Source organism: Polyangium fumosum, assembly GCF_005144585.1.
GTDB lineage: Bacteria > Myxococcota_A > Polyangia > Polyangiales > Polyangiaceae > Polyangium > Polyangium fumosum.
In genome coordinates this window covers 20,939-41,362 of sequence record NZ_SSMQ01000042.1, presented here as the reverse complement: position 1 = coordinate 41,362, position 20,424 = coordinate 20,939, and the positions used below count along the sequence as shown (strand labels likewise).

At 70.8% G+C, this 20,424-nt stretch carries 11 protein-coding genes; 7 read left to right on the top strand and 4 right to left on the bottom strand.

The window, feature by feature from the left end; all coding sequences use genetic code 11:
- Positions 1–54 precede the first annotated feature (54 nt).
- Together E8A74_RS32295 and E8A74_RS32290 are read left to right on the top strand one after the other, a co-directional pair.
- Positions 55–1,809 (top strand): hypothetical protein, encoded by a 1,755-nt coding sequence (locus E8A74_RS32295; RefSeq protein WP_170229542.1) that lies wholly within the window; start codon positions 55–57, stop codon positions 1,807–1,809.
- Between the two features lie 313 nt (positions 1,810–2,122).
- Positions 2,123–6,280 (top strand): GAF domain-containing protein, encoded by a 4,158-nt coding sequence (locus E8A74_RS32290; RefSeq protein ID WP_136932969.1) that lies wholly within the window; start codon positions 2,123–2,125, stop codon positions 6,278–6,280.
- Between the two features lie 6 nt (positions 6,281–6,286).
- On the opposite strand, the gene E8A74_RS32285 is transcribed toward E8A74_RS32290, so the two are convergent.
- Positions 6,287–9,835 (bottom strand): WD40 repeat domain-containing serine/threonine-protein kinase, encoded by a 3,549-nt coding sequence (locus tag E8A74_RS32285; RefSeq protein ID WP_170229541.1) that lies wholly within the window; start codon positions 9,833–9,835, stop codon positions 6,287–6,289.
- A 128-nt stretch (positions 9,836–9,963) separates the two neighbouring features.
- Here E8A74_RS32285 and E8A74_RS32280 point away from each other — a divergent pair, with 128 nt between their 5' ends.
- On the top strand, positions 9,964–11,385 hold the full coding sequence (locus E8A74_RS32280) for a dicarboxylate/amino acid:cation symporter (protein ID WP_136932967.1): 1,422 nt from the start codon (positions 9,964–9,966) through the stop codon (positions 11,383–11,385).
- Here the strand turns inward: E8A74_RS32280 and E8A74_RS32275 are convergent.
- Positions 11,287–11,724 carry an acyl-CoA thioesterase gene (locus tag E8A74_RS32275; protein WP_170229540.1) on the bottom strand — a complete coding sequence of 146 codons (438 nt, stop codon included), beginning with the start codon at positions 11,722–11,724 and terminating at the stop codon, positions 11,287–11,289. The two genes, E8A74_RS32280 and E8A74_RS32275, sit on opposite strands and share 99 nt — an antisense overlap.
- Positions 11,725–11,849: 125 nt before the next feature.
- Here E8A74_RS32275 and E8A74_RS32270 point away from each other — a divergent pair, with 125 nt between their 5' ends.
- Positions 11,850–13,532: a nuclear transport factor 2 family protein gene (locus E8A74_RS32270; protein WP_170229539.1), complete on the top strand. Its 1,683-nt coding sequence runs from the start codon at positions 11,850–11,852 to the stop codon at positions 13,530–13,532.
- Between the two features lie 12 nt (positions 13,533–13,544).
- Here E8A74_RS32270 and E8A74_RS32265 read toward each other — a convergent pair whose 3' ends face one another.
- Positions 13,545–14,228, bottom strand: coding sequence for an STAS domain-containing protein (locus E8A74_RS32265; RefSeq protein ID WP_232379853.1), 684 nt, complete (start codon positions 14,226–14,228; stop codon positions 13,545–13,547).
- Positions 14,229–14,230: 2 nt separating this feature from the next.
- Positions 14,231–15,364: an FIST signal transduction protein gene (locus tag E8A74_RS32260; protein WP_170229538.1), complete on the bottom strand. Its 1,134-nt coding sequence runs from the start codon at positions 15,362–15,364 to the stop codon at positions 14,231–14,233.
- 226 nt (positions 15,365–15,590) lie between these two features.
- On the opposite strand from E8A74_RS32260, the gene E8A74_RS32255 reads away from it, so the two are divergent.
- The 3 genes from E8A74_RS32255 (at position 15,591) to E8A74_RS32245 (ending at position 20,395) form a co-directional block, all read left to right on the top strand.
- Entirely contained in the window at positions 15,591–16,100 is a 510-nt protein-coding gene (locus E8A74_RS32255; RefSeq protein WP_136932962.1) for a MerC domain-containing protein, read from the top strand.
- A gap of 179 nt (positions 16,101–16,279) precedes the next feature.
- Positions 16,280–17,029: a hypothetical protein gene (locus E8A74_RS32250; RefSeq protein ID WP_136932961.1), complete on the top strand. Its 750-nt coding sequence runs from the start codon at positions 16,280–16,282 to the stop codon at positions 17,027–17,029.
- 201 nt (positions 17,030–17,230) lie between these two features.
- The gene (locus tag E8A74_RS32245; RefSeq protein WP_136932960.1) at positions 17,231–20,395 is read left to right on the top strand and encodes a fused MFS/spermidine synthase; all 3,165 of its coding nucleotides are present in this window, start codon (positions 17,231–17,233) and stop codon (positions 20,393–20,395) included.
- The last annotated feature ends 29 nt before the right edge of the window (positions 20,396–20,424 follow it).

Below are 20,424 nucleotides of genomic sequence, written 5' to 3'. Positions count from 1 at the left end.
GTTGTCGCGCTCCGAAGACCAGCCTAAGCCAGGCACAACGAGAGCGAGATACCCATGCGCAAGCTTCTTCAACGCGCGGGGGCTCCACGCGGACAAGCCGCGTTGCGCCCCCGAACCCCCGTCCCCCTGTTTCTCCTCCTTGTCGCCATGGCCGGATGCAGCGCGTCCCCGACCCCCGGCCCCCAGACGCCCGCGAACGCGGGCAACGAAACCCCCACCCCGGACACCACGAAGCCGCCCGCGCCGGATGCGACCGCCAGCGCCGAGCCCAAACCCAAGCCCGACGAGGCCAAGCCGGCCGGCGGCGAGAAAGCCGCCTACCGCGAGGAGGAGCTCAGCGAGCCGAAGTTCGATCTCGTGATCACGCCCCTGCCCGCGGCCCCGAAAGGCCTGTCCGCGGCGCCCAAGGCGTGCGACGCGTTCGTCAAACGAAAGCCCGCCGCCGCGCCCGTGTGCGCCGAGCGCGCGCAGGCGCTCGAAGCGCTCGACAAGGCCCTCGCCGAAGGGAACGCGGACAAACGAGACGTTGCCCTCGCTGGTCTGGAGTCGTGCGCGGGATTGCCGCCGGGCCTCACGCGCGCGCTCCGCGCCGAGCTCGCGCCCACGGCCTGCGCCGACGTGATCCTGGAGCCCGTGATCGCCGCGCCCCCGAAGGGCATCGACGGCGCCATCTACACCACGATGCGTGGCCTCGCGACAGCCGCCCGGCTCTCGCGCGCCGGCGACGCGCCCCCCAAGATCGCGGCGCCGTACGACAAGAAGAAGCTGCTCACGTTCATCGGCGGTCCGATGAAGGACTGGGTCGCCGAACAAGCGACGGCCATCCAGGCGCTCTCGAACGAGGGCGCGGGCCTGCGCTCGTATGCGCGCGGCGTCGCGGCCATCGAGGCCGGCATGGCCGATCTCCGGCTCGTCGAGGCCGTCCGCGCGGTGCCGCTGCCGCCCGAGCTCGCGAAGGACCCCGAAGCGCGGAACGTCTACTACGCCGAGCTCGATCAGACGCTCGACCCGCGCAAGGACCGCGGCCGTGACGCCACGCTGGTGGGCCTGCGGGATCTCGCGGTCGTGGGCGTCCTGCGCGACGCGCGGATCGACCGCGCCCGCGGGCTGCTCTCGCGCCTCTACGGCGGGCGGCGCATCGACGCGCTCGACGGGCTCGTGGTGCCGCCGCTGTCGAAGGCCGCGCCCGCGGACGTGACCGAGCGGCTCGCGACGAAGCTGCCGACATTCTACGCGGGCCAGCTCCTGCCGAAGGACGCCGCGGCGAAGGCCGGCGTGCTGCGCGCCCTGATCGAGCGCGGGGTGCCGCTTTCGTACCGCGCCGCGCTCAAAACCGAGAAGCTCCCCGACGACGCGCGCCGCATGTATGCCCGTGCGCGCATCGAGCTCGGGCGCGTCTACCTGCGCGCCGTCGATTTCGATCAAGCCGCGGCGTTGTATGCCGGTCTGCCCGAGGGAGCCCGCACGGACGAGGACGCGTTTTTCGCCGCGCTCGTCGGCGCGCTGCGAAACGGGCCCGAGGACGCGGCCACGATGGTCCGCACGGCGCCGGTGTCGATGCTCGGCATGGGGCAGATCGCCGGCCTCGACACGATCACGAAGGCGAAAGGCCCCTTTGCGGGCGCCGCGGCCTTCGACGCCGCGCTGATCAAGCAGATCACGGCGCCCATCGGCGCGGACGCGGCCTATTTCCGCGACGTCGCGGCGCGATTCCGCGAGGCCGCGGGCCTGCTCGGCGACGCCGCCCAGCGCAAGGCCGCCGAAGACCGCGCCAAGGCCGCCGAGGCCACGGCGAGCGCCATTCACTGACCCGCTCTCCCCCCGCATTCTGTCCCACCGCCGAAAAGGCCGTCCCCACGCGAATTTGATGCGCGTTTCCGGGGAGCGAAAACGATTACGCACGCAAGCTCGTTGACGCGGCGTTGACGCGAACGTGACGGGCTCGATACCGTACGAGGCCCCTCGCTTACACGCAGCCCGACCTTTCGCCCGCGATTGGGTCGAACGGCGCGTGGTGCGTCCCAGGAAACCTTTCGTGGAATCGACAGCGTCCCACCGCAATGCGACGCCGCCCACGGCGGCACACCCCCCTGACGACGCGCACCTCCGTCTGGAAAGCGCGATGCTCCGCGTCGCGGCCGGCGGCGCGCCCGAGCTGCTCCTTTTGGGCGGCGGGACAGGCGCCACCCGCTCCCAGCTCCTGCGCTCGTTCTGCGAGAGCGCGATCGGGCTGTGCACGCTCGTGCTCTCGGGCGAGGGCAACCTGATCCACGCGGGCGAACCCTACGGCCCGATTGTCGCCGCGCTCCGCCGCGTCGCCCCGACGCTCGGCAGCGAGCCCGGCTCCCTCGGCCCGCTCCTCCGCCAGCGCGCTGAGGAGGCCATGCTCGGCAACGGCCGCCTGCTGCTCGACCTCTGCCCGGCGCTCGCCTCGTTCGTGCCCGACGATCGTCCCGCGGAACCCCTGCCCCCCGCGCTCGCCGACGAGCGCATGACGACGACCCTGCTCCGCCTGTTCGCGGCGCTCGCCGTGCCCGAGCGGCCGATCGTGCTCGCGCTCTCGCACATCGACGCGGCCGACGGCGCGACGTTGCGCCTCGTCATGCGCCTGCTGGAGAGCACCACGTGCCGGTACCTGCTGATCGTCGCGACGTTGTCGGACGGCGCGCACGCGGCCTGGAAGGAGACGCTCGGGCCGTGGCTCCAGAAGAGCGGGCCCCGCGTGGACGGCGTGCACCTCGGCCCGCAGGTCGACGCGGAGATGCTGGCGAGGCACGCCGCCGTCGCGTTTCTCCCGGAGCCCTCGCGCCTCGCGCTCGCCGCCGCCGCTTGCCTCGGCAGGTCGGCCCCTCTCGATGCCGTCGCCGCGGCGCTCGGCACGACCCCGGTCGAGGCCGCCGCCCGTCTCGCGCCCGCCGAGACGTCCGATCTGCTCGGCCGCGAGGGCGCCGCGTACGTGTTCGCCGACGCGCTCGCCGCGCAGGACCTCCGGCGCGAGGCCACGAAAAGCGACCCCGCGCGCCTCGCGGAGATGCACCTGCGCATCGGCGCCTTCCTCACGCGCGGGATGGGCGAGGACGAGCCGAACGCGCGGCTCTACGAGGCAGCCGGACACATCCTTCTCGGAAAAACCGCGGCCTGCCGCGCGACGCTCGCGCCCGGAGAGAGGGCGCGGCTCTGCGCGATCACGTTCGCCGCAGCCCGGCGCGCGCGGTCCGCGGGCGCTTCAAGCGTCGCGGCCGACCACCTCGGCGCGGCGGGCGACCTGCTCGATGGCCACGACGATCCCGCGGAGATCCCGCCCGACCTCACCTGGAAAATCCGCCTCGCGCAGGCCGAGTGCGCCGCCAGGCGCGGCGATCGACGCGCGACCGAAGCGCGCGTCGGAGAGCTCCGGCGGCGCGCGCGAAACGAGCTGGAGGGACACGCCGCGGCGCGGCTCCTCATCGACCTGCACGCGGGCCTCGGCGAGCACGAACAGGCCTACGCCTGCGCCGCGGCCTGCCTCGCGCCCCTCGGCGTGCGCCTGCCCGAGCGGCCGGGCCCCGACGACGTCGCGGCGGCGTTCGAGGCCACCTGGGATGCGCTCGGCGACCGCGCGATCGAGGAGATCGCCGACCTCGAGCCCATGACGAACCCCGAGGCGCTCGCGACCACGGCGGCGCTCTTTGCGGTCCACCCCTCCGCGCATGCGCTCGGGCCCGACGTCGCCGACATCGTGGCGTGCCACCTCGTGCGGCTCTCGCTCCTCCACGGCAACGCGGCCGCGTCCGTGGTCGGGCACGTCGCGTTCGGCGCGGCGCTCGTCGGGCGTCGCGGGGATCACCGGGGCGGCTACCGCTTCGGCAAGGTCGCGATGGACCTCTCCGAGCAGATGGGCTCGGCGCTGCTCCAGGGCATCGTCGGCGCGTGCTTCGCCACGAACATCTCTATCTGGACCCACCACCTGCGCGCGAGCATCGCCTATTCGAGGCGCGCCCACGAAGCGGCCCTCTCCTCCGGCAACACCCCGTGCGCGCGGCGCAGCGGCGCCCTCGTCGCGCTCTTCATGCTCCTGAAAGGCGATCCGCTCGACGACGTCGCCCGCGAGGTGCGAAACCATGAGGCGTCGCGCCTGGATGCAAGTGATCCCGACGGCATCGGCGAGCTCGTCGGCGCGATCGAGCGATTCGTTGCACAACAAAAGGGCCGCGCCGTCCCGCCGCCTGCGCGCCGGGACGATCTCGCGCCCGAACCGCACGTCGACCCGCGGACCCCCGCGGCCCCGATGCGCTTCGGCACGCTCGTGCGGCGTGTCCTCGACCTCGCCGCGCTCGTCCTCGCCGGCGAGAACGACGACGCGCTCCTCGTGAGCGCCTCGCTCCGGGCCCACGCCCCCGCGTTCGCCTCGCAGGTCCTCCTCCCGGAGGAGCGGTATTTCGCGGCCCTCGCCGAGGCGGGCCGCCGCACGCCCGCGACGCTCGCCGCACGCCTCGCCGCGCTCGACGACCTCGCCTCGGACCTCGAGCGCTGGGCCGATCGTTGCCCCGAGAACTTCCAGCACAAACACGCGCTCGTCCTCGCCGAGCGCAGCCGCCTCGCCGGCCGCGACGTCGACGCGATGCGCCTCTACGACCAGGCCATCGCCGCCGCCCGCGACAACGGCTTTACCCACGGCGAGGCCATCGCCGCCGACGCCGCCGTCCGGTTCTACGTCGACCGCGGCTTCCCCACGATCGCCGCGGCCTACTTGCGCCTCGCGCGCGCGGCCTACGCCCGCTGGGGCGCGGGCGGCAAGGTCGAGAAGCTCGATCGCCGGTACGCCAAGCTCGTCGAGGACCCGGTCACGGGCACCTCGAAGCCCCCGCTCCGCGGCGGATCGAGCCTCGACATCGACGTCCTCGCCGCGGTCCAGACCGCGCACGCCGTCTCTGAGGAGATCGTCCTGCAGCGCCTCATCGTCACGCTCATGCGGATCGTCATCGAGCACGGCGGGGCCCAGCGCTGCCACGTCCTGCTCGCGACGGACGGCGGCGAGCTCTCCCACGCGGGCCGCGCCCTCGTGACCTCGCAGGGCCTCGACATCGAGGTCCCCGGCGGCCGCGCCCGCGACATCTCCACGCTCCTGCCCGCGTCCGTCATCGGCTACGTCCGGCGCACGGGCGAGCCGATCCTGCTCGAAGACGCGACCGCGGAGCCCATGTTCTCCACCGATCCGTACATCGCCCGCGCCCGCCCGCGCTCGGTCCTCTGCATGCCGATCACGCGGCAAACCAAGCTCATCGGCATCTTCTACATGGAGAACAACCTCGTCCCGGGCGCGTTCACCCCGCGGCGCCTCTCGCTGCTCGAGTTCCTCGCCGCCCAGGCCGCGATCTCCCTCGATCACGCCCAGCTCTACGCCGACCTCGCCCGCGAGAACAGCGAGCGGCGGCGCACCGAGCAGACGCTCCGCCGGAGCGAGGAGCGCATGCGCCGCCTCGTCGAGATCGCCGGCGTGATCCCCTGGGAGGCCGACGCCGAGACCGAGCGCTTCACCTTCGTCGGCCCGCAGGCCGAGGAGCGGCTCGGCTGGCCCACGAGCGCCTGGTACAAGCCGAACTTCCTGCGCGATCACGCGCACCCCGAAGACCGGGACCTCGCCCTCGCGGCCTTCACGCGCGCCGCCTCCGACGAGACCCCCGGCGGGCTCGAATACCGCCTGCGCACCAAGGACGGCCGCGCCGTGTGGCTGCACATGGTCGTCAGCGTCGCCGAGCGCGAGGGCGGGCAAAGGCTCCTTTCGGGCTTCTTCTTCGACGTGACGGCGCGCAAGCACGCCGAGGAGACGCTGCGCGAGCAGCTCGAGATCATCCACCGCCAGCGCGAGGACATCCGCACCCTCTCGACGCCGCTGCTCGACGTGTGGGACGGGGTCGTGGCCATGCCCGTGCTCGGCGCCCTCGACGAGTCCCGCGCGGCGCGGGCCATGGAGGTCCTGCTCGGCACGATCGCGCAGCGCGCCGTCCATTGCGCCATCCTGGATTTGACGGGCGTCGCGAGCGTCGACGCCGTGACGGCCGAGCACCTGCTCCGGATCGTGCGCGCGGTCGAGCTGCTCGGCGCGCGCGCGCTCATCGTCGGGATCCAGCCCGACGTCGCGCGCACGATCGTCTCGCTCGGGATCGGCCTCGGCCGCGTCGAGACCCGCGCCTCGTTGAAGGACGCGCTCCAGAACCTGCGGCTCCCCTCCCCGCACGGGAAACGCGCGGCCGGGAAAAACCCGCGCTGGCCCGCGGCGATGGGACGAACTCCCGAGTGACGGGACTCAGTCGGCGAGCAGATGGCCCGCGAAATGCTCGACCGTATCGGGGACCGATCGGGCGATCCACGTGCGTAACGCCTCGGGCTCGCGGGGTAGATCGTCCGGCCACACCCGCACCGTGCCGTCGCGGCCCACGGACACGGCCCAGCTCCCGTCGGGGGCGATGTCCACGTCCCGCACGACGCTCTCGTGGGTGCCGAGCACGCGCCCCTCGCCGATCGCGAGATCCCAGAGACGCACGGTCTTGTCGTCGCTGCCCGTCACGAGCGCCGCGCCGTTCGCCGCGAGCGCGAGCGTACGAATGGGACCGTTGTGCCCGCGGAGCGCGCTGCGAATCGCGCCCGTGCCGACGTCCCAGACCCGCACCGTGGCGTCGTCGCCCAGGCTGAGCAGCGTCTCGCTGTCCGGCGTGAACGACAAACCCGCGACGCGATACCCGCTCGCGTCGTAGGTGCGGGGCGCGGCGGCGCCCTCGTCCCAGAGCCGCAGCTTGTGATCCAAGCAGCCCGAAGCGAAGACCTTCCCGTCGGGCGAGAACGCCACCGACTCGACGGCCTCCTCGTGACCGCCGAGCACGCGGCTCTCGCCGGTGGTGAGCATCCAGATGCGCGCGGTCTTGTCGGCGCTGCCCGTCGCGAGCCTCGATCCATCCGCGGAGAACGCGAGCGCCAGGACCGACGCTTCGTGGCGGCCGATCACGCGCGCCTCGCCGGAGTCGACGTTCCAGAGCTCGACGTCGCCCCTCGTGTGGCCGATCGCGACCGACCCGCCATCCGGGGAGAACTTGATCACCGGCGGCCTCGCGCCGTCCGCGCGCGCCGCCCGGATCTCGTGGCCTTGCATGTCCCAGAGCCGCACCGTGCCGTCTTCGCCTGCGGTGGCGACCACATCCCCGGCGGGGGACATCTCCGTGTGGATCACCCGTCCCACGTGCCCCGTGAGCGTGACGGGCTTTGCGCGGCCGCTGCCTCGCGTGGGCCAGAGCTGCGCGACGCCGTCGGCGCCGGCGGAGAGCACGTGATCCCCGCCGGGCGTGATGTCGACCTCGAAGGCTGCCCCTTCGTGCCGCCCGAGCACGCGGCCCGGCGTGGTGTCGAGCGTGAAGACACGCGCGGTGCCGTCCACGCTCGCGACGACCAGGCGCGTGCCGTCGTCCGAGAACAACACGTCCGACACGTTGTCGCGCATGCCGACGAACCGCCGCCGCTCCCCGGTCGCGAAATTCACGAGCCGCACCTCGTGATCGTTGCCGCCGTACGCGAGCATGCGCCCGTCGAGGGAGAAGGCGAGCGCGAACACCGAACCGTCGTACGTGGGCAGCGTCGTGGCCGTGCCCGTCGCGAGGTCCCAGACCCGAACCGTTCCATCCACCGTGGCGGTCGCGAGCCGCTGGCTGTCGGGCGCGAACGCGAGCCGCTGGATGGCCGAGGCCTGCCCTTCGAGCTTCCGCGGTTTGTCCTTCTTTTGCATGTCCCAGAGCCACAACGTCCCGTCCGGGTCGCCGGCGGCGAGCACGCGCGAGTCTGGCGAAAAACCCATGGGAAACCGCGGCAGGAACTGGGCCGTGGCGTCGTGGACGCGCATCTCGGGCAGCACGAACGACTCCCCGGTCTTCCGATCGAACAGGGTCAGGGTGCCGTGTTTCCCTGCGGTCACGAAATGGCGCTCGTTCGGCGCGAATGCCCCTTTTCGGGTCATCTCCGGGTCCGACGCGAGCACGCGGTGTTTGCCCGTCGCCACGTCCCAGGCCCGCACGGTCCAGTCGTCCGCCTGGCTCACGACCTCTTTGCCGTCGCGCGACGGGAGCGCAAAGACGATGGGGCGCGCGTGCCCGCGCAGCGTGGAGATCACGGCGCCCGTGGCGGCGTCCCAGATGCGGATCGTCCGGTCCTTCCCCGTCGTGAGCACGCGCTGTTCGTCCGGGAAAAACGTGGCGAACCAGACCTCGTCCTCGTGCCCGCGCAGCTCGATCGACACGCCCGTCGTGAGATCGTAAATGCGCGCCGTGTGATCGTCGCTGGCCACGACGAGCCGCTTTCCGTCCTTCGAGATATCGACGCGATTGACTGCCCCTTTTTGGTCGCGAAGCACCTGCGCCGGCCCGTGCACCCAGGCGTCCGCGGCCACGACGCGCGCCGAGCTCCATTGATCGAACGTCGGCGAGAGCGTCTTCAGCCACGCGAGCGCCTCGTTCGGATCCCGCAGCACGGCCGCGCGCGCCTGGACCAGCGTGAGCTCGTCGGCGTGCGCGACGGCCCGTTGCTCGGCTTCCACCGCTTTTTTGCGCGCCTCCTCCGCCATCGCATGCTCCCGCGTCACGCGATCGCGCTCCTTCAGCACGCCCGTGACGAAGAGCCCCCCGGCCGTGACGAGCACACAAAACGCCGCCACCGCCACGGAGAGCGCCGCCCGGTGCCTGCGGGCGAACCGCCATATCTTCTCGCGGGTCGTGTAGGAGTGCACGCCCACGAGTTGCCCCGCGAGAAACCGCCGTAGATCCTCCGCCAGCGCCTTCGCCGTCGGGTACCGGCCGGCCGGATCCCGGGCCATCGCTTTGTCCACGATCGCCAGGAGATCAAGCTGGATCCCGCGCTGCATTTTCCGCAGCGGCGTGGGCGGGCCCTCGAGCACCCGCTGCAGGACCTTGATGCCGCTCACGCCCGCGTACGGCGGGCGCCCCGCGAGCACGTGATAAAGGATCGCCCCGAGCGCGTACACGTCCGCACGCTCGTCCACGGCCTCCGCCGCTGCTTGCTCGGGCGGCATGTACGCGGGTGTCCCCATCACCGAGCCCACGAGCGTGATCCCGTCGCCCAGCGCGGCCTCGTCCACGTCGTCACCGCCTTCGGGGGCCGAACTCCGCTCGCCTTCGCGGCTCCCCTGCCCGTTCCCCGTGGGCTCGGACAGATCCTTGCCGAGGCCCCAGTCGATCACGAGTGTCTCGCCGTGCGCGCCGACGAGCACGTTCGCGGGCTTCAGATCTCGATGAATGATGCGTTTCTCATGCGCGTACGCCACCGCATCGGCCACCGCGAGCACGTGCGTGAGCAGCGGGAGCCGCTCGTCGATCGTGCGGGCGCCGTCGATGATCTCGGACAGCGGGCGCCCGGAGACGAGCTTCATCGAATAAAAGGGCTCACCCGTCGGCCAGCGCCCGGCCTCGTACACCGGCACGATCGACGGGTGCTGCAGCCGCGCCGTCAAGAGCGCCTCGCGGACGAACCGATCCTCGGCGGCGGAGCCGGAGTCGAGCAGCTCCTTCAGCGCCACCCGCCGATCGAGCCGCTGGTCCCGCGCCGAGAGGACCCGCCCGATCCCGCCCTGCGCGACTTCGGTCTCCACCGCATAACTCGCCCGATCGACGAGCGGCAGCCGCGCCGCGCTCCACCGCCCCGACGACGGCACGTGGGTCGTGACGCCCGACGGCGCCTGGCTTTTCGAGAGCGTCGTCGCCGCGCCGAGGTCCGCCCCTGCGCCGCGCGTCGGGGGCGCGCTCGTCGCGGGTTGACCTCGCTCCGTCTCCTCCGACCCTCGCGATGGCTCCCGGTTCATCGCCCCGATCCTCTCCGCCGACGCTCGCTGCGAAGACACGCGCGAGCATCCCTCCATGCTAGCCCTCACGTAGACCGCTCACCATGACAATTGACGGCGCTCCGGACCCGCGTGAAAACAGCACGGTCATGGGGGAGCAAAAAAGCCGCGGGGGTGAGCAACCCAAACGACGCGTACCACTCTACGTGCGCGTGCTCTCCGGCGTCGTCGCCGGCATCTTGCTCGGCCTCGTCTTCAAGGAACGAAAGTACCTCTTCGGAAGCGTGGGCAACGCCGAGCTCGGCCGCCTGGGGCTGCTCGTGGTGAAGCTCCTCAAGGCGCTCGCCGTCCCGCTCGTGTTTTTCGCGATCCTCGACGCATTCGTCAAGACGGACATATCGCTCCGCAAAGGGGCGCGCCTCGTCCTCATCTGCGCGGTCAATGCGACGGTGGCGCTCGGCATCGGCCTTTCGATCATGAACGGCTTCTCGCCGGGACGGCACCTCGCGGGCACGCTCTCCGAGCTCCACCGGCCGGGCGACGTGCCTTCGGATGCGGCGCAGGAGCTCCTCGCGGCCTCGAAAAAGGGCAGCCTCGGCTTCCTCGATAACCTCTCGGGGTATGTCCCGCGCAGCCTCGTCGACCCGTTCTCCGAGAACAGCGTGATCACGGTCGTCCTGCTCGGCCTGCTCGTGGGCGTCGCGCTGCGGCGCGCGCGGGCGCGGTCGGACGAGGGGACGGGGCCCGCGATGACGGTGGTCGAGCAGGGCATCGGCGCGGTGTATGCGATCCTCGTCGAGGCGCTCGATATCGTCGTGGGCATCGTGCCGATCGCGGTGCTCGGGGTCGTCGCGGACGTCGTGGGCAAGGCCGGGCTGCGGGTCTTTCAATCGATCTGGGTCTTCTTGTTCACGGTGCTCGCGGCGATGGTGCTGCATTCGCTCGTGTATTACCCGCTCGTCGCCTGGCTCGTGGGGGGAAAGCCCCCGCGCGTGTACCTCGGCATTGGCGCGGACGCGATCCTGACGGGCCTCTCGACGAACTCGAGCCTCGCCACGGTGCCCGTCACGCTGAAGGCGCTCGATCGCATGGGCGTCTCGCCCGCGTCGGCGCGCCTCGCGGCGTGCATCGGGACGAACCTCAACAACGACGGCATTCTGCTCTACGAGGCGATCACGGCCGTCTTCTTGACGCAGGCGACGGGGATGACGCTCGGGCTCGGCGAGGAGATCACGATCGGGCTCGCCTCGGTGATGGCGGCGGCGGGCATCGCGGGGATCCCGGAGGCGGGGCTCGTCGTGCTGCCGCTCGTGCTCACCGCGGCGGGGCTGCCGGACGCCTTGATCGCCACGGCCATTCCGCTCGTGATGACGGTCGACTGGTTCATTGCCAGGTGTCGCTCGGGCGTGAACGTGATGAGCGACATGCTCGTCGCCGTGCTCCTCGACGTGGGCGACGGCAACGGCAATGGTTCAGGGGCTGACGCGCGGCAGGGCGGCGGGGAAGACGTCGCGAATCTCCTGGGGGATCCGGGCGGGCCTTTGGGTCGCGGTCGCGACGAACGCCCATGAGGTGACGGAGCGGGCCACCTCGACGCTGTCGGACGAGCGCACGAGGCGGGTCCTGCGCTCGCACGTGGCGGCGCCGAATTTGGCGACGTGGGTCCGGACCTCGATGCGATCGCCCAGAAACACCGGCGCGAGGTAATCGATCTCGTGGCGCCGCACGACGAACACGGCGCCGGCGCGCACGTAGGCCGACCTGTCCCAGCCGACGGCCTCGGAGTGGGCCCGGGCTGCGTCCTGCACCCAGCGCACGTAGACGACGTTCGACACGTGCCCGAGCTCGTCGATGTCGTCGGGCGAGGCGACGACGGGAAACACGTATTCGTCGGAGGAGGCGGCCGTCATACGCTGCCAAGGTAGCAGAAGGCCTGTCGCCGTCGACGCGGATCCGGCGCGCCGGACGGATCTCCTCCGTCGCATACGGAATCACGGAATCGCGCCCGCGCATTCCCATTTCGCTCGCAATGGCCATGCATCTCCGATACGTTATCGTGGGGGTGCATTCCATGGATGGCCGACCTTATGAGCTTTACATTTCCCTCGATGATCTGGCCCCGCTCTGGTCGGGGACGTCGGGCTGGGAGAACGAGGCGCCTCTGCGCGCGGCGCTCGTCTCGCTCGAGCTCGTGTTCCTGCTGATCGCCGATACCGCGCGCGACGCCCGGGCCGCGGCGCCCAGGGACGAGCGCATGTCGCGCCTGTGGAGCGGCGCGGTCGCGCAAATTCGGCTGCTCGGCGACGTGCTCGCCTCGACGCCGCCGCCGACGACGCTCCCGCCGGGAGCGCCCTCGCGCGCCACGAATCTCCACGTGCTCGCGGACCTCGCGCACCATACGACGAAGCTCGGCGTCCCCACGCGGCTCGTCCGGCAATGGGCCGACACCTACGACGCCACCTGTGCCGACGTCCCTTTCTTGCTGGGCCTCGAACCCGCGATCGATGCCCTCCGGGCTGCCCACGGACTCCCCGAGCGACGCCCCCGGACGGACGTCCCGACCCTCCCTTATGACGCCTGGGCCGCGCCCCTCGCCGTCGCCGCGCTCTTCCAGCGCCGCACGTTCAACGCCGAGGATCGCCTCTTCGCCTCCACCCACCAGGGCGTCGAATGCTGGATGTTCCTCACGCTCCGGGCGCTCGCCGCAGCCGAATCCGCGGCGAACCTTCGCGATTGGCTCGCGGGGGCCCGCTCCATCCAGCAAGCCGCGTGCATCGTGAGTTCCCTCGCCGAGGCCATCTTGATCCTCGAAACGATGGTCCTCTCCGATTACCACCCGCTCCGCGTCCGCCTGCGTGACGCGAGCGGGGCGCAGTCGCGCCAGTTCGCGAGCGCCCTCGCGGCGGCCCGGAGGCTCTTCCAGCGCCTCGACGCCGATCGGGCCGAGCGCGGCACCTCTCTCCTCACGATCTATCGACGCCCCGAGATCCATCGGGACGAGCACGCGTTTTTCGAGGCGCTCACGACCCTCGAGAATCGCCTCTCCCTCTTCCTCTTCAACCATTACAAACTGGCCGTGCGTGTCCTCGGGACGGAGAGCCTCGGCTCCCTCGGCGTCGAGGTGCAGACGCTGGTCGACCATTTCGTCAAGCCGCTCTACCCGGACCTGGATCGGGCGCGCTACCGGCACAGCGTCATCACGAGCTTCGCCCACGGAAACCACGCAGGGCGTATCATCAGCGATCTGGAGCGCGCCCCGGCCGATCCGCCGCCGGCCCCGCCCCCCGCGGCCCTCGACACGAGCCGCATGCGCGCCGCCGTCGCCGCCTATTTCGACGCCATGCGCGACATGGATCTCGATCGCTGGGTCCGGCTGTTCGCGACGAACGGCGCCATCGAATCGCCCGAAGGCAGCCGACCCTTCCGCGGGCATCACGGCCTACGCGTGTTCTTCCGCAACTTCATGAAGGTCTTCGAGCGCGGCGTCGTCGTGACCGAGCGCGCCGTCCGCATCGACGCCCGCGAGGGCCGCGCCGAGGTCGACTGGCAACTCGACGTCCGGCACCAGGGAATCCCCATTTCGTATACGGGCACCGAGCGATTCTCGTTCTCCCCCGCGGGAGAGATCGTCCGCGTCACCGTGCTCGACGATCCCCGCGACATCGCGCGGCAGATGCTCTCGGGGGCCGAGCGCGTCGCTTGCCCCCTGGAAGAATAGAGGCGCCGCCCTTCACCGGCACCGCGCGAGCGCGGCGCGCAACGTGGGGAGCATTTGAAGCGCCGAGAGATCGGCCCCCAGCCGAACGAGCTCCTGGGCCACCCGGCTCCGCAATCCACAAAGCACGACCCGGGCCCCGAGCAGGCGGAGCGCCGCGCAGACCCGCAAAAAAGCGACCGCCGTCGTATCGTCGACCTCGTCGAGCCCCGTGAGGTCGAGGATCACCCAGCGCGCCGGCTGCGCGTGGATCCTCGCGAGCAGCGCCTCCGTCACGAGCGCGGCGCGCTCGCCGTCGAGCGCGCCGATGATCGGCATGGCCACCACGCCTTCGCCGACCTCCAGGATCGGCGCGGAGAGCGCGCGGATGGTCTCGGCCTGCTTCTCCACCACCGCGACGTGGGGCTCGAGCTCGCGCGTGCTTTGCTTGTACACGCGCTCCATGTTCTCGATGCGCGCCTCGTATTGCGCCGTCGCCTCCAGGGCTGCTTCGAGGTCCTTTTCGCGCTGCCGGAGCAAGCTCCGCGTCCGGCGGAGCGAATGGGCGCTCTGCCGGAGCCGATCCAGCGCGAGCCGGAGCGCGAGGGGCCCTGCGGCCGCCTCTGTGCACGCATCGCAGGCGAGAAAATCGGAGAGAAAGGCATCCAGGGGCAGCTCGGCGCGCGATTCATCCTCGAGGATGCAACGATCACAATGCATGCTCACGCCCCGAGGAGGACCACGGTGAACGTCTCGTCGTGACAGAGGGTGATGTCACGCACGGGGCAAAGCTCGCCGTAGGTATAAAACCCGACCTTGGGCACGCCCGGCGCGAGGGCGGAGAACGCGCGCCGGATCTCCTCCTGATAACGCGTGCCGAGGATGAGCTTGCGCCCGGCGCAACCAAAAACGAGCGCGAGCGAGGGCGAAGGCATCTTCCGATGGACTTCCTCGGCCGCCTGGGCCGCGGCGAGCAGCAGATCGTCCCGGGTCGAGCACGTCAGACGAATCTTCATGCCCACGGCGATCTCGCTGCTGAGCAAGAGGCCACCTTTCTCCTCGTCGAGCTTGCGCACCACGCGCACCACGTTCACGCGCTCGTCCGAATCCATGTAGCTGCCCTCGAAATCGAGGATGACGAGCAGCGGGAACTCGATCCCGATCATCTGCTGATCCCGGAACGCGTGCCCGAGAAAGTCTTTGTAGATCCGGAGCGCGGGTTTTCCGTCGAGCTCCAGGATGAGGTTCTTCCCCTCCACGCGCGTCACGGTGCGGACGGCGCCGAGCGGCCGAAACCCCGACTTTGCGGCCGTGGCGATCGCCCTCGTGCCGCGGATGGCGAGGGCGACGGCGCCGCCGGTGAGCACCTCGCGATTGCAAATCTGGGAGGTGCGCTCGAATGCGAGGTGCTCCGCGGAGACGCCGCCCACGATGGGGAACGTCGCGCCGAGCACGTCCTGCAACCCGCGGACGTACGCGGCGGGGCTCCCATGGATGCCATCGGGAAACGTGACGAGCAGGCTCGGGCCGAAGCCTCGAACCTTCTCCGCGAGCGCATGCCCGGCGCGCCGGCTGTCGGGCAGCAGACTATCGACCTTGAACGCGGCGCATTCGATCCCCCGCAGGCCCATGGCCGTCACGGACGAGGTGAGGCCTTCGTCCGTATTGATCTCGGCGAAACTCGAACAACCCGCGACCACGACCCCCGCGGGCAGGCGGCCCCGGAGGCCCGCGAGCACCTGCACGGGATCGTGCTGGCTCGATACGAAAAGAAGGACGGTCTCCGGCGGACCGCCGAGCTCGAAGGTCAGCTCTTCGGCGACCTCCCGACCCGCGGTCAGGGCATCCGTATGCACGATGGATACTGTGGCTGCTCGCATCTTTTCCCCCCAATGTCGACGCGATGACGCTATTTTTCATGTTACACGATGGAATTCGGTCGCACCAATGGAATTCCGTACATTCCCGCCAAACGATGGGGACGGAGGAAATCCCCCATGGCGGTGAATCGTCCCCGACGAAGCAGCGGCGCTGCGACGAAAGCGGGATTGCATCAACGGCCCCCGCGTTCATGTTCACGTCGTGAACGCACCCACGCGCCAGGCCGAGCCTTCCGAGAAGCATCACGCCGGTTGCTGCGGAGGTCACCCCCCCGAGACGCGGACCACGACGCCCGGCCGCTCGTCTTTCCTCGGCGCCGTGCTTCCGGTGCTCGCCTGCGCCGTGTGCCCGACCTGCCTCGGCGCGTGGGCGCAGGCGCTCTCTGCGCTCGGCGTCGGATTCGTGGTCACCGAGACGCAGCACCTCATTTTGCTCGTCGCCGCGGTCGTGATCACGCTCGCCGTGAGCGGCCGTCGTTATGCCCGCTCGCGTCGCGCGGGTCCGCTCATGCTCTCGCTCGCCGGCTCGGCCGGGCTCGTCGCGAGCCACGTCCTCGGGGAGATTCAGGTCCTCGCGTGGTCGTCGATTGCGGTGCTCGTGGCCGCGTCCATCTGGCAAGAGCGCGCGCGGCCGCGACAAGCGACTCGGCGTGACGAGCCTGAACCGCGAGGCGCCCTTCGAGGCGCCGAGGTCTCGGCCGGCGCGGATTGAAGAGCCTCAGCGAACCGCCCAAGGTGGTCCCCGGGACGCAGAACCTCCGCTGAACCGTCGAGGGGAACTTGCTGGCACATCGGGACGCCTGCTAGGCCTCCGGCAGGAGGTCGCGGCGCATGGGGCTCTGGTATCGCAACCGATCTTGTATGGAGAGGGCTTCAGGGATCACACGCCTGATGCGACGGGCGCAGGGTTTGGCCCTTTGCCTCAGCGTGGGGGGATGCACGCGTGGCCAGCCGGACGGGGCCGCGGTTGCCGCGCCGAGCGCCGTCGCTCCCGTGCCGAGCGCCATCGCATCCGCAGCGCCGAGCGCCACCGCGTCCGCAGCGCCGCCGGCGACACCGCCGGATGCGAAGGCTTCGGACGTCCAGGAGGCGCCTGGATCGACGCCGCAGACGGCGTCGCCTTCGTGCCCGAGCACCCTCCGCGTCGAAAAAGGGGATTCCTTCGAGTCCATCACCAACCGCTGCTATGGGAGCCGCACGTATCAAGACCTCCTCGTGTCGCACAACCACCACGAGCGGAAGGGTCTTCGCGCCGGCGAGACCTTGAAGATTCCGCCTTTCGAGACCCTGGCGCGCGAGCACGTCGCGGCGAAATGGGCGAGCGAAATGAGCGCGGTCGCCGCGTCGTACGCCCACTTCCGCCGCGCCGAGCCCGAGATCGATCGGCAGCTTCGTTCGCAAAAGCCGGGGATGGGGCCGTATCGGCCGACCGCCGCGGCGAAGCTCGAGCTCGACGCCGCCGCCAGCGCGCTCCGCCCTGTCGTGGAGCACCTTCGCGCAGCCGGCGTTCGAACGAAGAAGTTCGCCCAGGCCGTGCAGGCATTCGAACAACTTGCCAGCGGCGAGGGCAGCTTCTCCACCGACTACGCGACCGAGGACATCCACCAGTGCTTCTCCTACGGCATTTCGGCGCTCGAGTAGGCCCTTCCGCGCCCACCCCCGATTGACGCCGCGCCTGTTCCGACGCCTCGGTTTCCGCCCCCGCCCCCGCCTCGGTTTCCGCCTCCCACCTCCGCCTCCGCCTCCATTTTCCGGGTCCGCCTCCGTTTCCGCCCCCGCCTCCGCGCCCGCTTGCCGCTTCCGCTCCCGCTTCCTCTCGATCTAGGATGCGCGCCCCACCCGATGACCCAGCCCCGCCCCTCCCCTCCGAGCTCCTCGGCCCATCCCCTCAAGGTCGCGCTCCTGCTCTTCGGCTCCGGCCTCTCGGCGCTCGTGTACCAGACGGCCTGGCAACGTGAGCTTCGCCTCGTGTTCGGGTCCTCCACGGCCGCGAGCGCCGCCGTGCTCGCGATTTTCATCGGCGGCGCCGGCGCGGGCAGCTTGCTCTTCGGCAAGCGCAGCGACGCCTCGCCCCGGCCGCTCCGCCTTTATGGCCGCCTCGAGCTTGCCATTGCCGCCCTCGCCGCCGTCAGCCCGTTCGCGATCGACCTCGCGCGCATCGTGTATCGCGCCGCGGGCGGCACCTTTCTCCTCGGAATGACGCTCGGCACGGCCCTTCGCCTCGCGCTCGCGGCCCTCGTCATCGGCGCGCCCACGGTCCTCATGGGCGGCACCTTGCCCTCGGCCGCGCGCTCGGCCGAGAGCCAAACGGATACGCAGAGGCGCGCCGTCGGCTGGTTGTATGCGGCGAACACCCTCGGCGCGGTCGCGGGCGCCACGCTTTGCACGCTCCTCCTCCTGGAGACGCTCGGCACCCGCGGCGCGCTCTGGGTCGCCGCGCTGCTCAATGCGATCGTCGCGGGCCTCGCGCTCCTCGTGGACCAACGGCTCGCCCCCATGACCGAGGAGCCCACCTCGAAGGCCGACGAGAACGCCGCGGAATCGAAGGCGAACATGCCGCCGCGGTTCGTCCTCGTGTTCGCCGCGCTCTCGGGGTTCTTGTTCTTCTGGCTCGAGCTCGTCTGGTATCGGCTCCTCGGCCCGCTGCTCGGCGGCACGGTGTATACGTTCGGCGTCATCCTCGCCGTCGTCCTCCTCGGGATCGGGCTCGGGGGCCTCTTGTATCCCCTCCTTTTCCGCAAGCGCGCCCCGTCGGCGCGCGGCCTCGCGCTCACGGCCGCGCTCGAAGCGCTCTTCGTGGCCGTTCCTTTTGCGCTCGGCGATCGGCTCGCGGTGCTCGCGCTCGCGGTCCGTCCCGAGGCGGGCGCGGGCCTCTTTCATTACGTGCCCGGCTGGATCGCGCTCACGGCCATCATGGCGTTCCCGGCGGCGCTCGTGGCCGGCGTGCAATATCCGCTCCTCGTCGCATTGCTCGGCGAGGGCCGGACCCGCGTCGGATCGCACCTCGGCACCGTCGGCGCGCACAACACCCTCGGCGCCATGGTCGGCTCGCTCGCCGGTGGGTTTCTCCTCGTCCCCTCGCTCGGCGCCCTCGGATCCATGCGCGTCGTGGTGTTCGGGCTCCTCGCCATGGCGGCCGGCGCGGCGTTCTTCGCGTTTCGGGTCCCTGCTTTGCGGCGCATGATCGCCGCCCCGCTCTCGGCCGCCCTCGCCTTCGCCGCCATTCTCACGCCGGGCCCCTCGGCCGTCCTCCGGCATACGCCCATCGGCGCGGGCCGCGTCGATCGCGTCTTGCTCGACACCCCCGCGTTCACGCGCGCCTGGATCGAGGACGTCAAGCGCTTGATCATCTGGCAAACCGAGGGGCGCGAGAGCAGCGTGGCCATCGACGGCACCGACGGCATCGCGATGGTCGTCAATGGCAAGATCGACGGCAATGCGCGCGGCGACGCCTCGACGCAGGTGATGGGCGGCCTCCTCGGCGCCTTGCTCCACCCCGATCCGAAGCACGCCATGGTGATTGGCTTCGGCACCGGCAGCTCGGCCGGGTGGCTCGGCAAGGTGCCCGCCATGGAGCGCGTGGACGTCGCCGAGCTCGAGCCCTCCATGCTGGAAATCGGCCGCCGCTGCGCGCCGGTGAACGAGGACGTCCTTTCGAACCCGAAGGTTCGTGTCCTCCTCGGCGACGCGCGCGAAATCCTCCCCACCGTACCGGCCCGCTACGACGTCGTCTTCTCCGAGCCGTCGAACCCGTACCGCGCCGGCGTCGCGAGCCTGTTCACGCAGGAGTATTACCGCGCCGTGCGCGGCCGCCTCAAGGAGGGCGGGCTCTTCCTGCAATGGGTGCAGATCTACGAGATCGACGTCGAGACGCTCCGCACGATCTATGCGACGCTCGCCTCGGTCTTTCCGGCCGTGGAGACGTGGTATCTCGGCTGGAGTGATCTCGTCCTCGTCGCGTCCGAGGCCCCGCTCGTGCACGATACGGATCTCCTCCGGACGAAGCTCGCCGCAGAGCCTTATCGGCGGGCCCTCTTGAATGCCTGGCGCACCGAGGGCATCGAGGGGCTCTTCGCGCATTACGTCGCCGGCCCTCCCTTCGCGCGGGCCCTCGCCGACGTGCCCGGCGCCGTCTACAACACGGACGACCGGAACCGCGTGGAGTTCGGCTTCGCGCGGGCCGTCGGCAATTTCGGCTCGGTCTCGACGTTCTTCGAGCCCGTCCGGCACCGCAAGGAGGATCGCCCGAAGCTGAAATCGGGCAACCTCGATTTCGTGCGGGTCGCGGAGGATCGCGCGGCGCAGGTCGCCGGCGACGGCTCGGACCCGGCCATGCCCGAGCACCTCACGCCGGAGGCGGAGGTGCGCGTGCAGGCGCTCGTCAATTACGCGGCGGGCAACCTCGAAGGTGCGCTCGCGAAATGGGGATTCCAGGAGCAAGCCCCGGTCGGCCCGGTGGAGACGACGCTCGTGGCCGAAGGGCTCGCGTGGAAGGCCGACGACGCCGTGCTCCCGCTGCTCGAACGGCACGCGCGTGATTTCCCGATCGAGGCCGACGTGATCCGCGCCCGCTACGAATACGCGAAGGGCCGACGCGCCGAGGCCGTCAAGCTGCTCGAAGGCGCGTTCGCCGCCTACCGGCGTGATCCGTGGCCCTCGACGGCGGTCATGAACCGGGCCATGGACCTCACGCGCGAACTCGGCCAGAGCGCGCCCGCCGACGCGAGGCGCCTCTTTGCAGCGCTCGACACGCCCTTCTCGGTGCTGGTGCTCGAATCGACGCGGAGGAGCCTGCGTGTCGACCTCTCCGAGGTGCTCCCCGAGGAAAACGCGTGCGTGGCCGCCTTTGCCATCTTCGAACCCCATCCGCCGTGGGACGAACGCATGCTCGGGCTCCGGCGTGATTGTTATGCGCGCTTCATGCACCCGCTCGCGGCGGAGGCCTCGCGCGCGACGGAGCGGCGGGCGGCGTGTGTGGGATGGCGGGGATGGCTGACGTGTTTGTGAATGCGCGCGCTCGGTCCGGCGAACGCCGC